The 13,640-nt window shown below is 68.2% G+C and carries 13 protein-coding genes and 3 tRNA genes; 11 read left to right on the top strand and 5 right to left on the bottom strand.

Annotated elements, in window-relative coordinates:
- Positions 1–30: 30 nt before the first annotated feature.
- The 4 genes from bamC to OOZ48_RS04625 all read right to left on the bottom strand — a co-directional run bounded on the left by bamC (position 31) and on the right by OOZ48_RS04625 (position 3,493).
- The gene (bamC, locus tag OOZ48_RS04640; RefSeq protein ID WP_269496086.1) at positions 31–1,167 is read right to left on the bottom strand and encodes an outer membrane protein assembly factor BamC; all 1,137 of its coding nucleotides are present in this window, start codon (positions 1,165–1,167) and stop codon (positions 31–33) included.
- Positions 1,168–2,070, bottom strand: coding sequence for a 4-hydroxy-tetrahydrodipicolinate synthase (dapA, locus tag OOZ48_RS04635; protein WP_269496083.1), 903 nt, complete (start codon positions 2,068–2,070; stop codon positions 1,168–1,170).
- A gap of 81 nt (positions 2,071–2,151) precedes the next feature.
- Positions 2,152–2,808, bottom strand: a complete 657-nt coding sequence (locus OOZ48_RS04630; protein ID WP_269496081.1) for a site-2 protease family protein — start codon at positions 2,806–2,808, stop codon at positions 2,152–2,154.
- Between the two features lie 58 nt (positions 2,809–2,866).
- On the bottom strand, positions 2,867–3,493 hold the full coding sequence (locus tag OOZ48_RS04625) for an L-threonylcarbamoyladenylate synthase (protein ID WP_269496079.1): 627 nt from the start codon (positions 3,491–3,493) through the stop codon (positions 2,867–2,869).
- A 227-nt stretch (positions 3,494–3,720) separates the two neighbouring features.
- Between OOZ48_RS04625 and OOZ48_RS04620 the strand changes: the two genes are divergently transcribed.
- From OOZ48_RS04620 to OOZ48_RS04585, 8 genes are all read left to right on the top strand, one after another.
- Positions 3,721–3,796: transfer RNA gene (locus tag OOZ48_RS04620), tRNA-His, on the top strand.
- A gap of 127 nt (positions 3,797–3,923) precedes the next feature.
- Positions 3,924–4,352, top strand: coding sequence for a multidrug/biocide efflux PACE transporter (locus OOZ48_RS04615; RefSeq protein WP_269496077.1), 429 nt, complete (start codon positions 3,924–3,926; stop codon positions 4,350–4,352).
- 57 nt (positions 4,353–4,409) lie between these two features.
- Positions 4,410–4,643, top strand: coding sequence for a hypothetical protein (locus OOZ48_RS04610; protein WP_269496075.1), 234 nt, complete (start codon positions 4,410–4,412; stop codon positions 4,641–4,643).
- A gap of 8 nt (positions 4,644–4,651) precedes the next feature.
- Entirely contained in the window at positions 4,652–6,106 is a 1,455-nt protein-coding gene (locus tag OOZ48_RS04605) for a phospholipase D-like domain-containing protein (protein WP_269496073.1), read from the top strand.
- A gap of 58 nt (positions 6,107–6,164) precedes the next feature.
- The gene (locus OOZ48_RS04600) at positions 6,165–7,379 is read left to right on the top strand and encodes a trans-sulfuration enzyme family protein (protein WP_269496071.1); all 1,215 of its coding nucleotides are present in this window, start codon (positions 6,165–6,167) and stop codon (positions 7,377–7,379) included.
- A gap of 31 nt (positions 7,380–7,410) precedes the next feature.
- A complete protein-coding gene (locus tag OOZ48_RS04595) occupies positions 7,411–8,100 on the top strand; it encodes a response regulator transcription factor (protein ID WP_269496070.1) in 690 nt (229 codons plus the stop codon).
- Complete coding sequence (locus tag OOZ48_RS04590) at positions 8,067–9,446, top strand: sensor histidine kinase (protein ID WP_269496069.1); 1,380 nt, start codon at positions 8,067–8,069, stop codon at positions 9,444–9,446. The genes OOZ48_RS04595 and OOZ48_RS04590 overlap by 34 nt, the downstream gene beginning before the upstream one ends.
- A 52-nt stretch (positions 9,447–9,498) precedes the next feature.
- Positions 9,499–10,179 carry a methyltransferase family protein gene (locus tag OOZ48_RS04585; RefSeq protein WP_269496068.1) on the top strand — a complete coding sequence of 227 codons (681 nt, stop codon included), beginning with the start codon at positions 9,499–9,501 and terminating at the stop codon, positions 10,177–10,179.
- A 2-nt stretch (positions 10,180–10,181) separates the two neighbouring features.
- Here OOZ48_RS04585 and OOZ48_RS04580 read toward each other — a convergent pair.
- Positions 10,182–10,258 (bottom strand) — tRNA-Arg (locus OOZ48_RS04580).
- A gap of 92 nt (positions 10,259–10,350) precedes the next feature.
- Here OOZ48_RS04580 and OOZ48_RS04575 point away from each other — a divergent pair.
- From OOZ48_RS04575 to OOZ48_RS04565, 3 genes are all read left to right on the top strand, one after another.
- On the top strand, positions 10,351–11,598 hold the full coding sequence (locus OOZ48_RS04575) for a phospholipase A (RefSeq protein WP_269496066.1): 1,248 nt from the start codon (positions 10,351–10,353) through the stop codon (positions 11,596–11,598).
- A 3-nt stretch (positions 11,599–11,601) separates the two neighbouring features.
- A complete protein-coding gene (locus OOZ48_RS04570) occupies positions 11,602–13,500 on the top strand; it encodes an LTA synthase family protein (RefSeq protein WP_269496064.1) in 1,899 nt (632 codons plus the stop codon).
- A gap of 48 nt (positions 13,501–13,548) precedes the next feature.
- Positions 13,549–13,625, top strand: a tRNA-Pro gene (locus OOZ48_RS04565).
- Positions 13,626–13,640 lie beyond the last annotated feature (15 nt).

Raw genomic sequence — 13,640 nt, 5'->3', positions numbered from 1 at the left:
GCTGGCGCGGGACAGGGCCGGGACGCCGCCTCAGCGCGTCTCGTTGAGGTGCTTGGACAGCACCGTCATGATGCGCTGCGCGGTGGCGTCGGTCTTGGGCTGGCCCGCCTCGTCGAGCACGGTCACCCGGGTGCCGGTGCCGTCCTGGGCGACGTGGACGCGGAGCTTCAGGGGTTCGGCGGTGTTGCGCGACCCGAACAGGCGGCCGAACATATTGGGCTGCTCGATCTTTTCACCCGTGTCCGTATCCAGATAGCGGATGTAGTAGTCGCCCTGCTCGCGGTTGCGGTCCTCGACGGTGAATCGCGCTGAGTCGATGGCGACGCCCACGCGCCGCCAGGCCCGGTCGAAGGGCTCGTTCAGGCTCAGAGCGGCCTCGCCCGCGCCGATTTGCGCCGCCGCCACCGGGGCGGCCTCGTCGCCCGCGGACGCCAGCCGGGCCTGCGCCTGCTGCTCGCTGGCGCCCAGGTAGACCATCAGGCGCGCCAGCATGGCGGCATTCAGGCCCGGATCCTCCTTGCCGTACACCCATTTGAAGCCGGCGCCATCGCCGGTGGGCGTTTCCTCCATGTGCTGGTGGCTGACGTAGATCTCGGTCTTGCCGTTGGCCCGCTCCATACGGGTCGTGAAGCGATCGCGTTCACCGCTGTCGAACACCTGGTCGATGACGTTGCCCAGGGCGCTGCGCAGCCAGCCCTCGGGGATCTTGGCGCGATTTTCAGCCCAGTCGGTCTGTATGAGCCCCGCACGCGGATCCTGTGACTGGATGGTGAAGCCCTGTTCGCCCCAGAATTCGATCACCTTGGGGAACAGCGTCTCGGCCGGCTGATCGACGACCAGCCAGCGCAGCGCGCCGTCGCGCATGACCTGCATCCCGGCCTGCTGCGGCAGGACCCGGTCCGCGGGGGAGACGTTGGTCTGCGCCTGGCGGCTGGCGGCATAGTCGCTGAGGCGGGCCGTTCCTTCGGGCGCCTGGTAATGCGGACTCTGGTTGGCCTTGGTCAGGTCCGGCGGAATGACCAGGGGGTCGCCGGAGACCGTGCTCTTGTATTCGATGGACTCGGACTGGCCGGTCAATTGCCCCAGGGTGGAGCAACCGGCCAGCGCCAGCAGGCTCAATCCAAGAGCCGTCTGGACCCAGGGGGTCGGCGTGCGTTTTGTCTTCATTCAGAGAGAACCTGCATCAATCAGGGCTTGGCGCACGACGGCGCGGTACTGGGGGTCCAGGGGCGTCAAGGGCAGGCGATAGCCGAGCTGGGTCAGGCCCATTTCAGCCACCGCCCACTTGACGGGGATGGGATTGGCTTCGAGGAACAGCACGCGGTTGAGCGCGCTGAGCCGGGCGTTCAGGCGGCGGGTCTCGGCTGCGTCGCCACGCAATGCGGCGGCGCACAATTCATGCATGAGGCGCGGGGCGACATTGGCCGTCACCGAGATGTTGCCGCGCCCCCCCATCAGGATGAGGGCCGCGGCGGTCGGATCGTCGCCGCTGATCACCTGGAAATGGGCCGGCGCCTCGGCGATGAGCTGGGCACCCCGGCCGATGTTGCCGGTGGCGTCCTTGACGCCGACGATGCCGGGCACCTGCGCCAGCCGCAGGATGGTGTCGTTGGACAGGTCGGCCACCGTGCGCCCGGGCACGTTGTACAGGATGCACGGCAGGTCGACCGCCTCGGCCACACTGCGGAAATGCTGGTACAGGCCTTCCTGGGTCGGCTTGTTGTAGTACGGCACCACCGACAGGCCCGCGGCCGCGCCCGCCGCCTTGGCGTGGTGCGAGAGCTCGATCGCCTCGGCGGTCGAGTTGCCGCCGGTGCCGGCGATCACGGGAATCCGGCCCGCCGCGTGCTGCACGGCGATCGCGATCAGCTCGGCCTGCTCGTCCACCGTCACGGTGGGCGATTCGCCCGAGGTTCCGACCACCACCAGGCCGTCGGTGCCTTGCTCGACGTGCCAGTCGATCAATTTCCGGAAGGCCTCCATGTCCAGTCGTCCGTCGGGGTGCATGGGCGTCACGAGCGCGACCATGCTGCCCTGGAAGGTGGGGGAGGATGAATCCGAGCGGGCCATGATGAGCGCTGCCTCCTGAGCATCTGGGGATACGAGGCCCCGATTATAAAGCTGCCAGTGTACCGGATGAATAGTCCGGGCTCACAGGAAAGCGTTGACGATCAACTGGCCGAAGGCGAGCAGCGGCCGCAGGATCACCCACAGCACGCCGGTGAACATCAGGACGATCAGAATCACCAGGCCGTAGGGCTCGATCCGGGAGTATTGCCAGGCCAGACGCGGCGGCAGCAGGCTGAAGACGATGCGGCCACCGTCCAGCGGCGGCAAGGGCACCAGGTTCAAGGCCATCAGGATCAGATTGACCTGCACACCCGCGATGGCCATGCGGACCCAGAAGTCCCCCTCGCCGCCGGCCATTCCCGTGCCCGCCATCAGGCGCAGGGAAATGGCCCAGAGGACCGCCATGACGAGATTCGAGGCCGGGCCCGCGAGCGCGACCCAGAGCATGTCGCGCTTGGGACGGCGCAGGCGGCCCCAGTCGACGGGCACCGGCTTGGCCCAGCCGAACAGCAGGCCGCCCCCGCCCATGAGCTTGGAGGTGAACAGCAGCACGATAGGCACCACGATCGTGCCCATCGGGTCGATATGCCGCAGGGGGTTGAGGCTGATGCGCCCCGCCTGCCAGGCCGTCGGATCGCCGAACATGCGCGCGACGTAGCCGTGCGCCGCCTCGTGCAGGGTGATGCCGAACAGGACCGGCAATGCGTAGACCGTAATGGTCTGGATCAAGGATTCCATGGTGCTCCGTGCCGGACAGCCGCCGGGATCCGACCCGCCGGCGCGGGTTTCGCGAGTATCAAGCCAGGCCCAGGGTCGCCGGGTCGCCGCGCCCCCGGCGCACCACCTGCGGGGCCGGGCCCGTCAGGTCGATGACTGTAGTGGCCTCGAAGGGGCAGGGGCCGCCGTCGACCACCGCGGCGAGCTCGTGCTCGTAGCGGGAGAAAATATCCTGGGCGTCGTTCAGAGGCAATTCCTCGTCCCGAGGGATCAGCGTCGTGGAAATCAGCGGCGAGCCCGCCGCCTCGATCAGCGCCAGGGCGACGCGATGGTCGGGCACGCGGATGCCGATGGTCTTGCGCGACGGGTGCGACACCCGCCGCGGCACCTCGCGCGTGGCCTCGAGGATGAAGGTCCAGGGCCCCGGGGTCGCCATCTTGAGCAGGCGGTACTGGGCATTGTCGACGCGCGCGAAATGACTGATTTCAGCCAGGTCGCGGCATAGCAGCGTCAGGTGGTGGCGATCGTCGAGGCCGCGCAGCCGGCGCAGGCTGTCGGCGGCCGCCTTGTCGTCCAGGCGGGCCACCACGGCATAGCTGGAGTCAGTGGGGACGGCCACCAGGCCGCCCTCGGCGAGGAGTTCTCCGGCCTGGCGCAGCAGCCGGGATTGCGGATTCTCGGGGTGTACGACGAATATTTGTGCCATGAGCGCATTCCTGTGTAACTGGCGCCATGCCCCGAGGACGAGACGCGGCACCCGGTTCGCGGCGAAGGTCCCGACATCGCCCGCGCGGTGCCGGGTTCAACCATAACATGAAGGAAAACGCGCCGGTGATCAAGGGCTGCCGCGCGCGGCACAAAACCGCCCCGGTTCATGCTAGAATCGCCATTCTTCGGTCTGACGGGATACCTGCCCGTTTTTCCGAGCCGGCGGTGACCGTAGCTCAGTTGGTAGAGTCCCGGATTGTGATTCCGGTTGTCGTGGGTTCGAGCCCCATCGGTCACCCCAAAATTCCTTCAAGGCCCTGTTTCGGCGCCAGTTCAGGAGACCAGAGGCCCGTCAGGCCTCGCAAGCGAGGACGACCCCGCTTGATGCGCGAGTTCGCGGTGACGACACCGCCATCCCAGCCCTCTCCATGCAGATCCACGAACGCAGTCCCTCGGAACGCCTTATCCACGCCCTGCTCTTCGAAGTCCTCGCCATCGGCATCTCGGCGCCCGCGGCCGCCTGGATCACGGGCGAGTCCATATTCGACATGGGCGTGCTGACCGCCGTCATCGCCACCATGGCGGTGCTCTGGAACATGCTCTATAACTGGCTCTTCGACCGCCTCCAGGCGCGATGGGGATTCGAGCGCAGCTATCGGGTCCGGATCGCGCATTCCTTCGGCTTCGAATTCGGCCTGATCCTCATCGCCATCCCCTTCGTGGCCTGGTGGCTCGAGGTCTCGATCTGGCACGCGCTGGTGCTGGACATCGGATTCGTACTGTTCTACCTGCCCTACGGCTTCCTGTTCAACCTCGGCTACGACAAGATCCGGCAAAATCTGCTGAGGGCCGGGTAAACTGCGGGAACCCGCAGGTCCACGCCCGGACCTCTTGCGACGTACCGAAGGATCGCCATGCAGGACACGCCCCCCGCACCCGACTGGTCCGCGGCCCCCGAAGGCTGGAATTGGGCCGCGCAGGACGCGGACGGCCGCTGGTTCTGGTATCGGGTCCGCCCGGTCCCCGGCATCGGCGGCGGCGTCTGGCGCGCGCACTCGACCGCCCAGTCGTACGCTAGCCAGGGCGCGCCCAATGCCGACTGGTTCGACTCCCTGGTCCAGCGGCCCGGCACGCCGCCCGGCGCCTGAACACCGCCATGGATGCGCTGACCGCCTTCCTGGCCGAGTACTGGCCCCACGTGACCGCGCTGGCGTCGCTGGGCATCGGCGCCGCCGCGGCAATCCATGCCGCCATGAACAAGTCCGACGTGCGCGCCGCCATCGCCTGGGTCGGGGTGATTCTGATGTCGCCGCTGGTGGGCCCCGTCCTGTACCTGGTGGCGGGCATCAACCGCATCCGCCACGACCAGCTGTCGATCCAGCGCAGCCGCAGCATCAAGGACTACGTCAACCATGCCCGCAGGCCCTTCACCGACGTCGCCTCGCGGGCCGGCCCGCAGTTCGCATCGCTGCGCGTGCTCTGCGACCGCATCAGCCGCTTTCCCCTGCACGACGGCAACCGGATCACCCTGCTGGACAGCGGCGACGAGGCCTACCCGGCAATGATCGACGCCATCGACGGCGCGCAGCATTGCATCGCCTTGCAGACCTATATCTTCGACCACGACCGCATCGGCCTGCGCTTCGCCGAGGCGCTGCGGGCCGCCCACCAGCGGGGCGTCAGGATCCGCGTCCTGATCGACGCCATCGGCTCCAAGTACTCGCATCCGCCGATCATCCGCCTGCTGTTGCGCAACGGCATCCGGGCGGAGCTGTTCATGACCAACCCCCTGGGCCTGCGCATGCCCTACGCCAACCTGCGCAGCCATCGCAAGATCCTGTTCGTGGACGGCCACCTGGGCTTCACCGGCGGCATGAACATCCGCGAGGGCTTCATGGCCTCGCTGGCCGGCAGCCATGCGACCCACGACACGCATTTCCGCATCGAAGGTCCCGTGGCCACGCAGTTGTTCGCCGTGTTCGCCAACGACTGGGAATTCACCACACGCGAACGACTGCCCATCGAGGAATGGTGCGTGACCAGCCCCGACGTGCCCGCGCCGCACGTACCGGCCCGCTGCGTGCGCTCCAGCCCCGACCGCTTCATCGCCGCCAGCCACAACGTCCTGTTGGGCGCGCTGGCCGTGGCCCAGCGCCACGTGCGCATCCAGTCGCCCTATTTCCTGCCCGACCAGATTCTGATGGGGGCGCTCAATACGGCTGCGCGGCGCGGCATCCAGGTCGACATCGTCATCCCCGGACGCAATAACCTGCGCCTGGTGAACTACGCCATGACCGCGCAGCTCGACCAGGTGCTGGCCGGTGGCTGCCGCATCTGGCGCAGCCGCTCGACCTTCAACCACTCCAAGCTCCTGACCATCGACGGCGGCTGGTCCTACGTGGGCTCCTCGAACCTGGATCCCCGCAGCCTGCGCCTGAATTTCGAGCTCGACATGGAGGTCTACGACCCGCAGCTGGCCGGCCAGATCGAGGCACGCATCGACCGCGAGATCGCCGACGCCGAGGCCGTCACGCGCGAGTCCCTGGCGGCGATCCCCTTCATCAAGCGGCTGCGCAACCGTGTCATCTGGCTCGCCAGTCCCTATCTATAGCGCTGGGGGCGGCGGGCGTATGATGGGCGCTATCCCATCCAAGCCCACAGGAGCCCCCATGAATGCCCCCCGGCGCGATTGCGCGAACCTTCCCGACTGGCATCGGGAAACCACGGTGCTGCACGGCGATGCCGCATTCGCCACGGATGCCGCGGTCGTCGCCCCCATCCACTACAGCGCCACGTTTCGCGCCGATACCGCGGAACAGTTCGCGGAGATCTCCACCACGCCCCGGCCGGCCAATTTCTACACCCGCCATGGCAATCCCGTGCACAAGCGCGTCGAGGCCATCCTCGCCGAGCTCGAAGGCACCGAGACCGCGCTGCTGACCGGCTCGGGCATGGGCGCGATCTGCACCACCGTCCTGGCCCTGCTCAAGGCGGGCGACCACGTCGTGGCCCAGCAGCGCCACTACATGAGCACGTCGAAACTGTTTTCCGACGTCCTGACCCGCTATGGCGTCGAGGTCAGCTTTTTTGATCAGACCGACCTGGACGGGCTGCGCGCCGCACTGCGCCCGGACACACGGCTGATCATGCTGGAAACCCCCGTCAATCCGTCCCTGTCGATCACCGACCTGGCGGCGGTCGCCGCGCTGGCGCGCGAACGCGGCATTCTGACCATCGCCGACAACACCTTCGCCTCGCCGCTGAACCAGCGCCCGCACGACCTGGGGATCGACATCGTGGTGCACAGCGCGACGAAGTACCTGGGCGGCCACCACGACCTGATGGCGGGGGCGATCTGCTGCAGCGAGGCCCTGGCCGAGCAGATCTGGCACATGCATGTCACGCTGGGCGCCGTGCTCTCGCCCATGGACGCCTGGCTGCTGCTGCGCGGCTTGCGCACACTGCCCCTGCGCATGGAACGCATCAACGCCAACGCCTTGGCCCTGGCGCAATGGCTCGAGTCGAGGCCGGAGATTGAAAAGGTCTATTATCCGGGCCTGGCCAGCCATCCGCAGCATGCACTGGCCGCGCGCCAGATGACAGGCTACGGCGCGGTGGTGGCGTATTCGCTGCGTGGGGGGTTCGATGCCACCCAGCGCTTCGTCTCGGCCCTGCGTCTGGCGACGCAGGCCGTCAGCCTGGGCGGGGTCGAGACCCTGGCCGTGCACACGGCCTCGATGTGGGCCAGCTCGATGACCGAGGCCGACATGCGGGCCGCCGGCATCGAACCCAATTTCGTGCGCATGTCGGTGGGCGTGGAACACGTCGACGACCTGAAGGCGGATCTGGCGCAGGCGCTGCAGCAGGCCGCGCGGGTCTCCTGACCCGACAGGCGGCCGAGCCGGATCGCCCCCGATGCCCAGCGCACGCATCCTGATCGTCGAGGACGACCCCACGATCGCCGCGAATCTCTACGGCTACCTCGAACGCCAGGGCTACACGCCGGATGCGGCCTATGACGGCCAGGGGGCGCTGGCCATGCTGAGCGCAGCGGGCTTCGAGGCAATGGTGCTGGACCTGGGCCTGCCGGGAATGAGCGGCATGGACCTGCTGCGCGCCATGCAGCGCGACGAACGCTTGCGCTGCCCGACGCTGGTTCTGACCGCACGGGATCGCATGGAGGACAAGCTGCTCGCCTTCGAGCACGGCGCCGAGGACTATCTGATCAAGCCCTTCGCATTGGCCGAAGTCGTCGCGCGCCTGCGGGTGCTGCTGCGCCGCGGACGCGGGCACGAACCCGAGGTCGCGGTATTCGGAGACCTCGGCTACGACCCCCGCACGCACGCGGCCACCGTCGGGGACAAGGCCCTGCCGCTGCCGCGCAAATCGGTGCTGTTGCTGGAGCTGCTGCTGGGCACGCCGGGCCGCCCGGTGTCCCAGGCGCGGCTGAAGGACACGCTGTGGCCGGACGGGCCGCCGTCCGAGCGCGCCCTGCACGATCAAGTGCATCTGCTGCGCCGGCGCCTGCGCGAGGCCGGCGGGCCGGATATCGTCGTCGTCCCGGGGCAGGGATGGCGACTGGCCAGCAGCCGCCAACCGGACTGAGCGCCGTGCGGCCGATGTCGCTCGCCAATCGTGTGACCTGGGCCTTGACCGGCTCGGTCGCGCTATTCCTGCTCGTCATCTGCCTGCTCGCCTATGAGGCGTTCGCCCAGATGGAGGACGACCTGGTCGACGAGGTGCTGGCCGGCCAGGTGCAGGCGCTGCGCGACGACCTGCGGGCCCAGCGAAATCCATCCACCGTCCTGTCGGCCCGGGCCAGCGATGGCGGCAGGATCCAGGCCTGGGTCCTGCCGGCCGACGCGCGCCCGCCCGAGGACGATCTGTTCGACCAGGCCGCGGGCGCCCGCGAGCTGCATCGTGACGGCCGCACCTGGCATACCTGGGTCGAGGCGGTTCCCCAGGGCCGGCTCTACGTCCTTTACGACGCCACGGCCCATGAAGACCGCGTGCGGGCGTTTGGCGGGGTGCTGGCGGCGGGGGCCGTGGCGGCCCTGATATGCGCGTGGCTGCTGGCGCGTCGTCTGGCGCGCCGCGTCGTGGCCCCCATCGGCATCGTCTCCGAGCGTCTGTCCGCCTGGAGCCGCGGCGGCGCGCCCGCGCCCGCGCCACGCGGAGACGAAGCCGCTCAACTGATCGAGGCCTTCAACTGCCTTCAGGATCACGTCGACCGCTCGATGGCGTTCGAGCGTCAATTCGCCGCCAATCTGAGCCACGAGCTGCGTACACCCCTGGCGGCGCTGCGCACGGACGTCGAAATGGCCCTGCTGGAAACAGCGTCCGACTCACCGCTGTGCGAGCGGCTGCAACGCATGCTGACCCAGATCGATGCGGCGGCCGCCAGCCTGTCGGGGGCCGTCGCGATGAACAGCATCGATCCTGCCCGCATCCAGTCCGTGGATCTGGCCGGCGCTCTGGACGAGGCCTGGTTCGCCATGCAGCCCACGGCCCAGGCCCGGGGACTCACACTGCTGAATCGGGTCCCGCCCGGCAGCGTCTGCCGGCTCGATCCCTACGCGCTGCTCATCGTGCTGCGCAATCTGCTGCGCAACGCGATCGAGCACGCCGCCCCCGCCACCCTGACCGTCGGCCTCGCACAACCGGCGACGCTGCGATTCCACGATGACGGCCCCGGCATCCCCGCCGAGCGGCTCGCCAGGCTTCGAGAGTGGCGCGATGGCCGGACCGACCTGAAGTCCAGCAGCCCGACCGAGACCGGCGGCCTGGGGCTGGCGATCGCGCAACGCGTCTGTGAGCTGCAGGGCTGGGAGCTGGCCATCACCTCATCGCATGCCGACACGCCAAGCTGGACAGAGGTCCGCCTGATTTTGCCTCCCGATGCGCCTCGTCGCCCAGAGGTATTTTCAGCATCCCGTCAGCAGAATTCGTAAGTTTTTCGGGACGATGGCGCTAAGGTGGCTCCGTCACTCAACGGAGGCCTCCATGTCGAATCCTGTTTTTTTCTCCAAGCCCTCGGAAATACGAGGAGCGGGCCCCGGCCTCGATGTCGTCTGGGCGCGCCTGGCACAGGCCCAGGTCCTGCGTCGCCACGCGCTCACCCTCTTGGGCGTCGCGGCCGTCCTCGCATCGCCATGGATCGCGTCGGCCTGGCCGCAGGCCGGCTGGGTCAACCAGGGCCTCGAATGGCTGGGATTGGGCTTGATGCTCCTCGCCCTGCTCGGCCGCTGCGCCTGCATGCTGTACCTGGGCGGACGCAAAGGGGCGGAATTGATCGCCGACGGCCCCTATTCGGTCAGCCGCAACCCGCTGTACGTCTTTTCCGTCCTGGCGGTGCTGGGCATCGGCCTGCAGACGGGCAGCCTGGTGGTGGGGCTGGCGCTGGCCCTGGCGGCGTTCGCGGTGTTCCGCTGGATCGTGGCCGAGGAGGAGCAACTGCTGCACACGGCCTTTGGCGCCGGCTACGATGCCTATTGCGCGCGCGTCCCGCGCTTTGGGCCGCGCCCGAGCCTCTGGCGCACGCCGCAACGGGTCACCGTGGATTTGCCGGGGGTCTGGAAAACCATGCGTGACGCCCTGCCCTACTTCCTGTCCATCCCGCTGTTCGAAGCCGTAGAGGCGGCCCAGGATGCGGGCTGGGTGCATGTCCGGCTGTGGCTGTTCTGATCTGGCCCGCCCTGCAGGATTCGAACCTGCGGCCTACGGCTTAGAAGGCCGTTGCTCTATCCAACTGAGCTAAGGGCGGCGCTTGCCGGCGTGCTGTCACACCGGGAAACGGGCATTTTAGCGCGCAAGTGCTAAAGTTCCGCAGTATCCCCTTTATAGCCCGGCATGCCCATGATCCATCCGCCGCTTCGCAAGCTCTTCCGGCGCCTCGTGCCGCTCTGGCTGGCAGCCGCCTCACTTCCGGCAGCGCATGCCGGCATCGTATACCGACTGACCCAGCCCAGCGTCCAGGCCGGGCAGGCTATCCAGCTGCAGGGCGTGATCTTCAACGACACGGGCAACGCGCTGACGGTCGTGCCGCCGGCCACGCTGGAGGCCGGCCTGCAGGATGGGGCCGGCCGCTCGCGCAGCCTGCGCTTCACCCTGTCCAGCCCGCCGGACACGATCGTGCTGCCGGCCAATACCTTCGCGCAGATTGCCTGGACCGCCACCGCCCCCGAGGGCGCGTCAGGGCTGCGGCGCCTGCGCATCGAGGGCCAGCCCGACTCGGCGCTGGCCCTCGATGTGGTGGATGGCGGATCCGGCCGAGGGGGGGCCAAGCTGGTGGCCGGCGCCGGCGCCATGGCCACCGCGGCCGCGGCCGCGGCCGAATCCGGGTCCGGGTCCGGGTCCGGCATCGCCGAGGGCGAGCCCTCGCCGTTCGACACGTTCCGCAACGCGATCTCGCCCTACGAGCCGATCTACTTCATCGTCGGCAACCGCGACGGCGCCGACGCGCGCTTCCAGCTCAGCTTCAAGTACCGGCTGCTCAGTCCCGAGGATCCGGCCAAGGCCGGCTTCATGGACAACTGGTATTTCGGCTATACCCAGACCTCGCTCTGGGACCTGCATTCGGACTCCATCCCCTTCGTCGACACCTCCTATAATCCCAGCCTGTTCTGGAACAAGGACGTCTTGTGGGAATCCCGGTCGCACGACTGGTCGGTCGGCCTGAACGCGGGCGTCGAGCACCTGTCCAACGGCAAGAACGACGACGATTCCCGTTCGCTGAACGATCTCTACGTCCAGCCGGCATTCAACTACCGCTTCGAGGGCGGCAGCCAACTGAGCTTCACGCCCCGGTTCAAATACTATTTCTCGACCGACCGCGACATGCGCTATCCCGACTATCTGGGCCGCATCGACTGGAAGCTGCGCTGGGCGCAGGATGACAGCTGGGCCCTCAGCGGCCTCTATCGCCAGGGTTCCGAAGGCCGCAACGCCGTACAGCTCGAGGCCGCCTGGCCGCTGCGGCATACCTTCCTGCACATGAACGGCTACCTGTACGCGCAGTACTTCCGCGGATACGGTGAAACCCTGCTTGGATACCAGCAAAAGGCCAGCCCGGTGGTGCGCTTCGGCATCGCCCTGGTGCCCTGAGCAATGGGCACCCAGGTCCTGGCCTTCGCCCTCGCCGCGCTGATCCTGCTGACGCTCAGCCGGATCCTGCTGATCGCCTGGCTGTGGCCGCGCGTGCGCGCCGCCGGAGGGCCGCGCAAGATCCTCGCCTGGGGCCTGCGCATCGACCTCAACCAGGTCGCCATGTGGGCCGGCATCCCGGCCCTGCTCGCACCCTGGGTGGGCGACAGTCCGCTGGCGATCGCGATCACCGGCGCCTGGCTGATGGCGGCCTGGATCCTGATGGTGCTGCTGGAGGTCTCGACGCCGCAATTCATCCTGGAATACGACAGCCGGCCCAACCGCCTCTACATCGAGTACCTGAAGTACCCCAAGGAAGTCTTCGGCATGCTCTGGAAGGGCTACAAGCTGGTCCTGCTGGCCGCCGTCCTCGTGCTGGCGCTGGCGATCGGCCTGGGGTGGGCCTGGTTCGGCCGCGCCGAACCGGACGTGCTGCCGGGATTCTGGTGGCGGCCCGTCATCAGCCTGGCGATCGCGGCGGCCATCGTGCTGGCGATCCGCGGCACCCTGGGACACCGTCCCATCAACCCGGCCTCGGTGGCCTGGTGCGGCGACAGCCTGCTCAACACCCTGCCCCTGAATTCGCTCTACAGCGTCCTGTTCGCCCTCTACGCCATCAAGAACGAGCGCTCCGCGGCCGACGTCTACGGCGACATGCCCGAGGCCGAGATGCACGCCCTGGTGCATGAACAGGCGGGCTTTCCGCCGCCCTCGGACACCGACATTCCCTCGCTGCATGCCCAGCAGGCCAGCCGCAATCCGGCCCGGCCGCTGAACCTGGTGCTGATCGTCGAAGAAAGCCTGGGCGCCCAGTACGTCGGCAACCTGGGCGGCGCGGGCCTGACCCCCTGCCTCGATGCGCTGGCCGCGCAAGGCTGGAACTTCACGCGCGCGTATGCCACGGGCACGCGCTCGGTGCGCGGCCTGGAGGCGGTGAGCGCCGGCTTCCCGCCCACGGTCTCGGATGCGGCGCTGCGCCTGACCAATGCCCAGAGCCGATTCTTTACACTGGCCCAGTTGCTGAAGCGGCACGGCTACCGCTCGCGCTTCATCTACGGCGGCGAAGCCCACTTCGACAACATGAAGAGCTTCTTCCTCGGCAACGGTTTCGACGAACTGTACGATCTGCCCACCTTCGAGTCGCCGGCCTTCGTCGGCACCTGGGGCGCCAGCGACGAGGACATGTTCGACAAGCTGCACGCGCTGCTGGCGGCCGACGGCGCGCAACCCACCCTGACGCTGGCGTTCTCGGTCAGCAACCACACGCCCTGGGAATACCCGGCGGGGCGCTTTCCCGTCGAGGGCAACCCCGCCACCGTCGAGAACACCGTGCGCTATGCGGACTGGGCCATCGGCCGGTTCTTCGAGCAGGCGCGCCAGTCGGACTACTGGGACCACACCGTGTTCCTGATCGTCGCCGACCATGACTCGCGCGTCGGCGGCGCGCAGCTCGTGCCCTTGCGGCATTTCCACATCCCCGCGCTGATCCTGGGCGGCGGCGTCGCCCCCCGCCGCGACGAGCGCATCGTGAGCCAGATCGACCTGCCGCCCACGCTGCTGTCGCTGATCGGCGTGAGCGACAGCCACCCCATGATCGGTCATGACCTGACCCGCGGCGGCGGCGGGCGCGCCATGATGCAATTCGAGGACAACTACGGCTACCTCAGCGGCGATACGCTGGTGGTCCTGGAACCGCAGCAGGCGGCGCGGACCTACCGATATACCGCACCGGACGGCTACGCGCCCATGCCTGCCGACCCGGACCTGGCGCGCACGGCGCTGGCCCACGCCCTATGGCCGGCCTGGGTGTACCGTCACCAGGCCTATACCCTGCCCGAACTGAAGCTTCGGACCCCGGCCTGAAGGCCCCAATCCTGCGTGGCTCCCATGCTAGAATCGGCCCTCTAACGTCGGGGCGTAGCGCAGCCTGGTAGCGCATCTGCTTTGGGAGCAGAGGGTCGCATGTTCGAATCATGTCGCCCCGACCACCGGAGTCTCAACAG

Origin of the sequence: Castellaniella sp. S9, assembly GCF_027257175.1 — a bacterium.
Taxonomy (GTDB): Bacteria; Pseudomonadota; Gammaproteobacteria; order Burkholderiales; family Burkholderiaceae_B; genus Castellaniella.
Note: the sequence above shows the minus strand (reverse complement) of the source record. Positions and strands in the feature narration are given on the sequence as shown.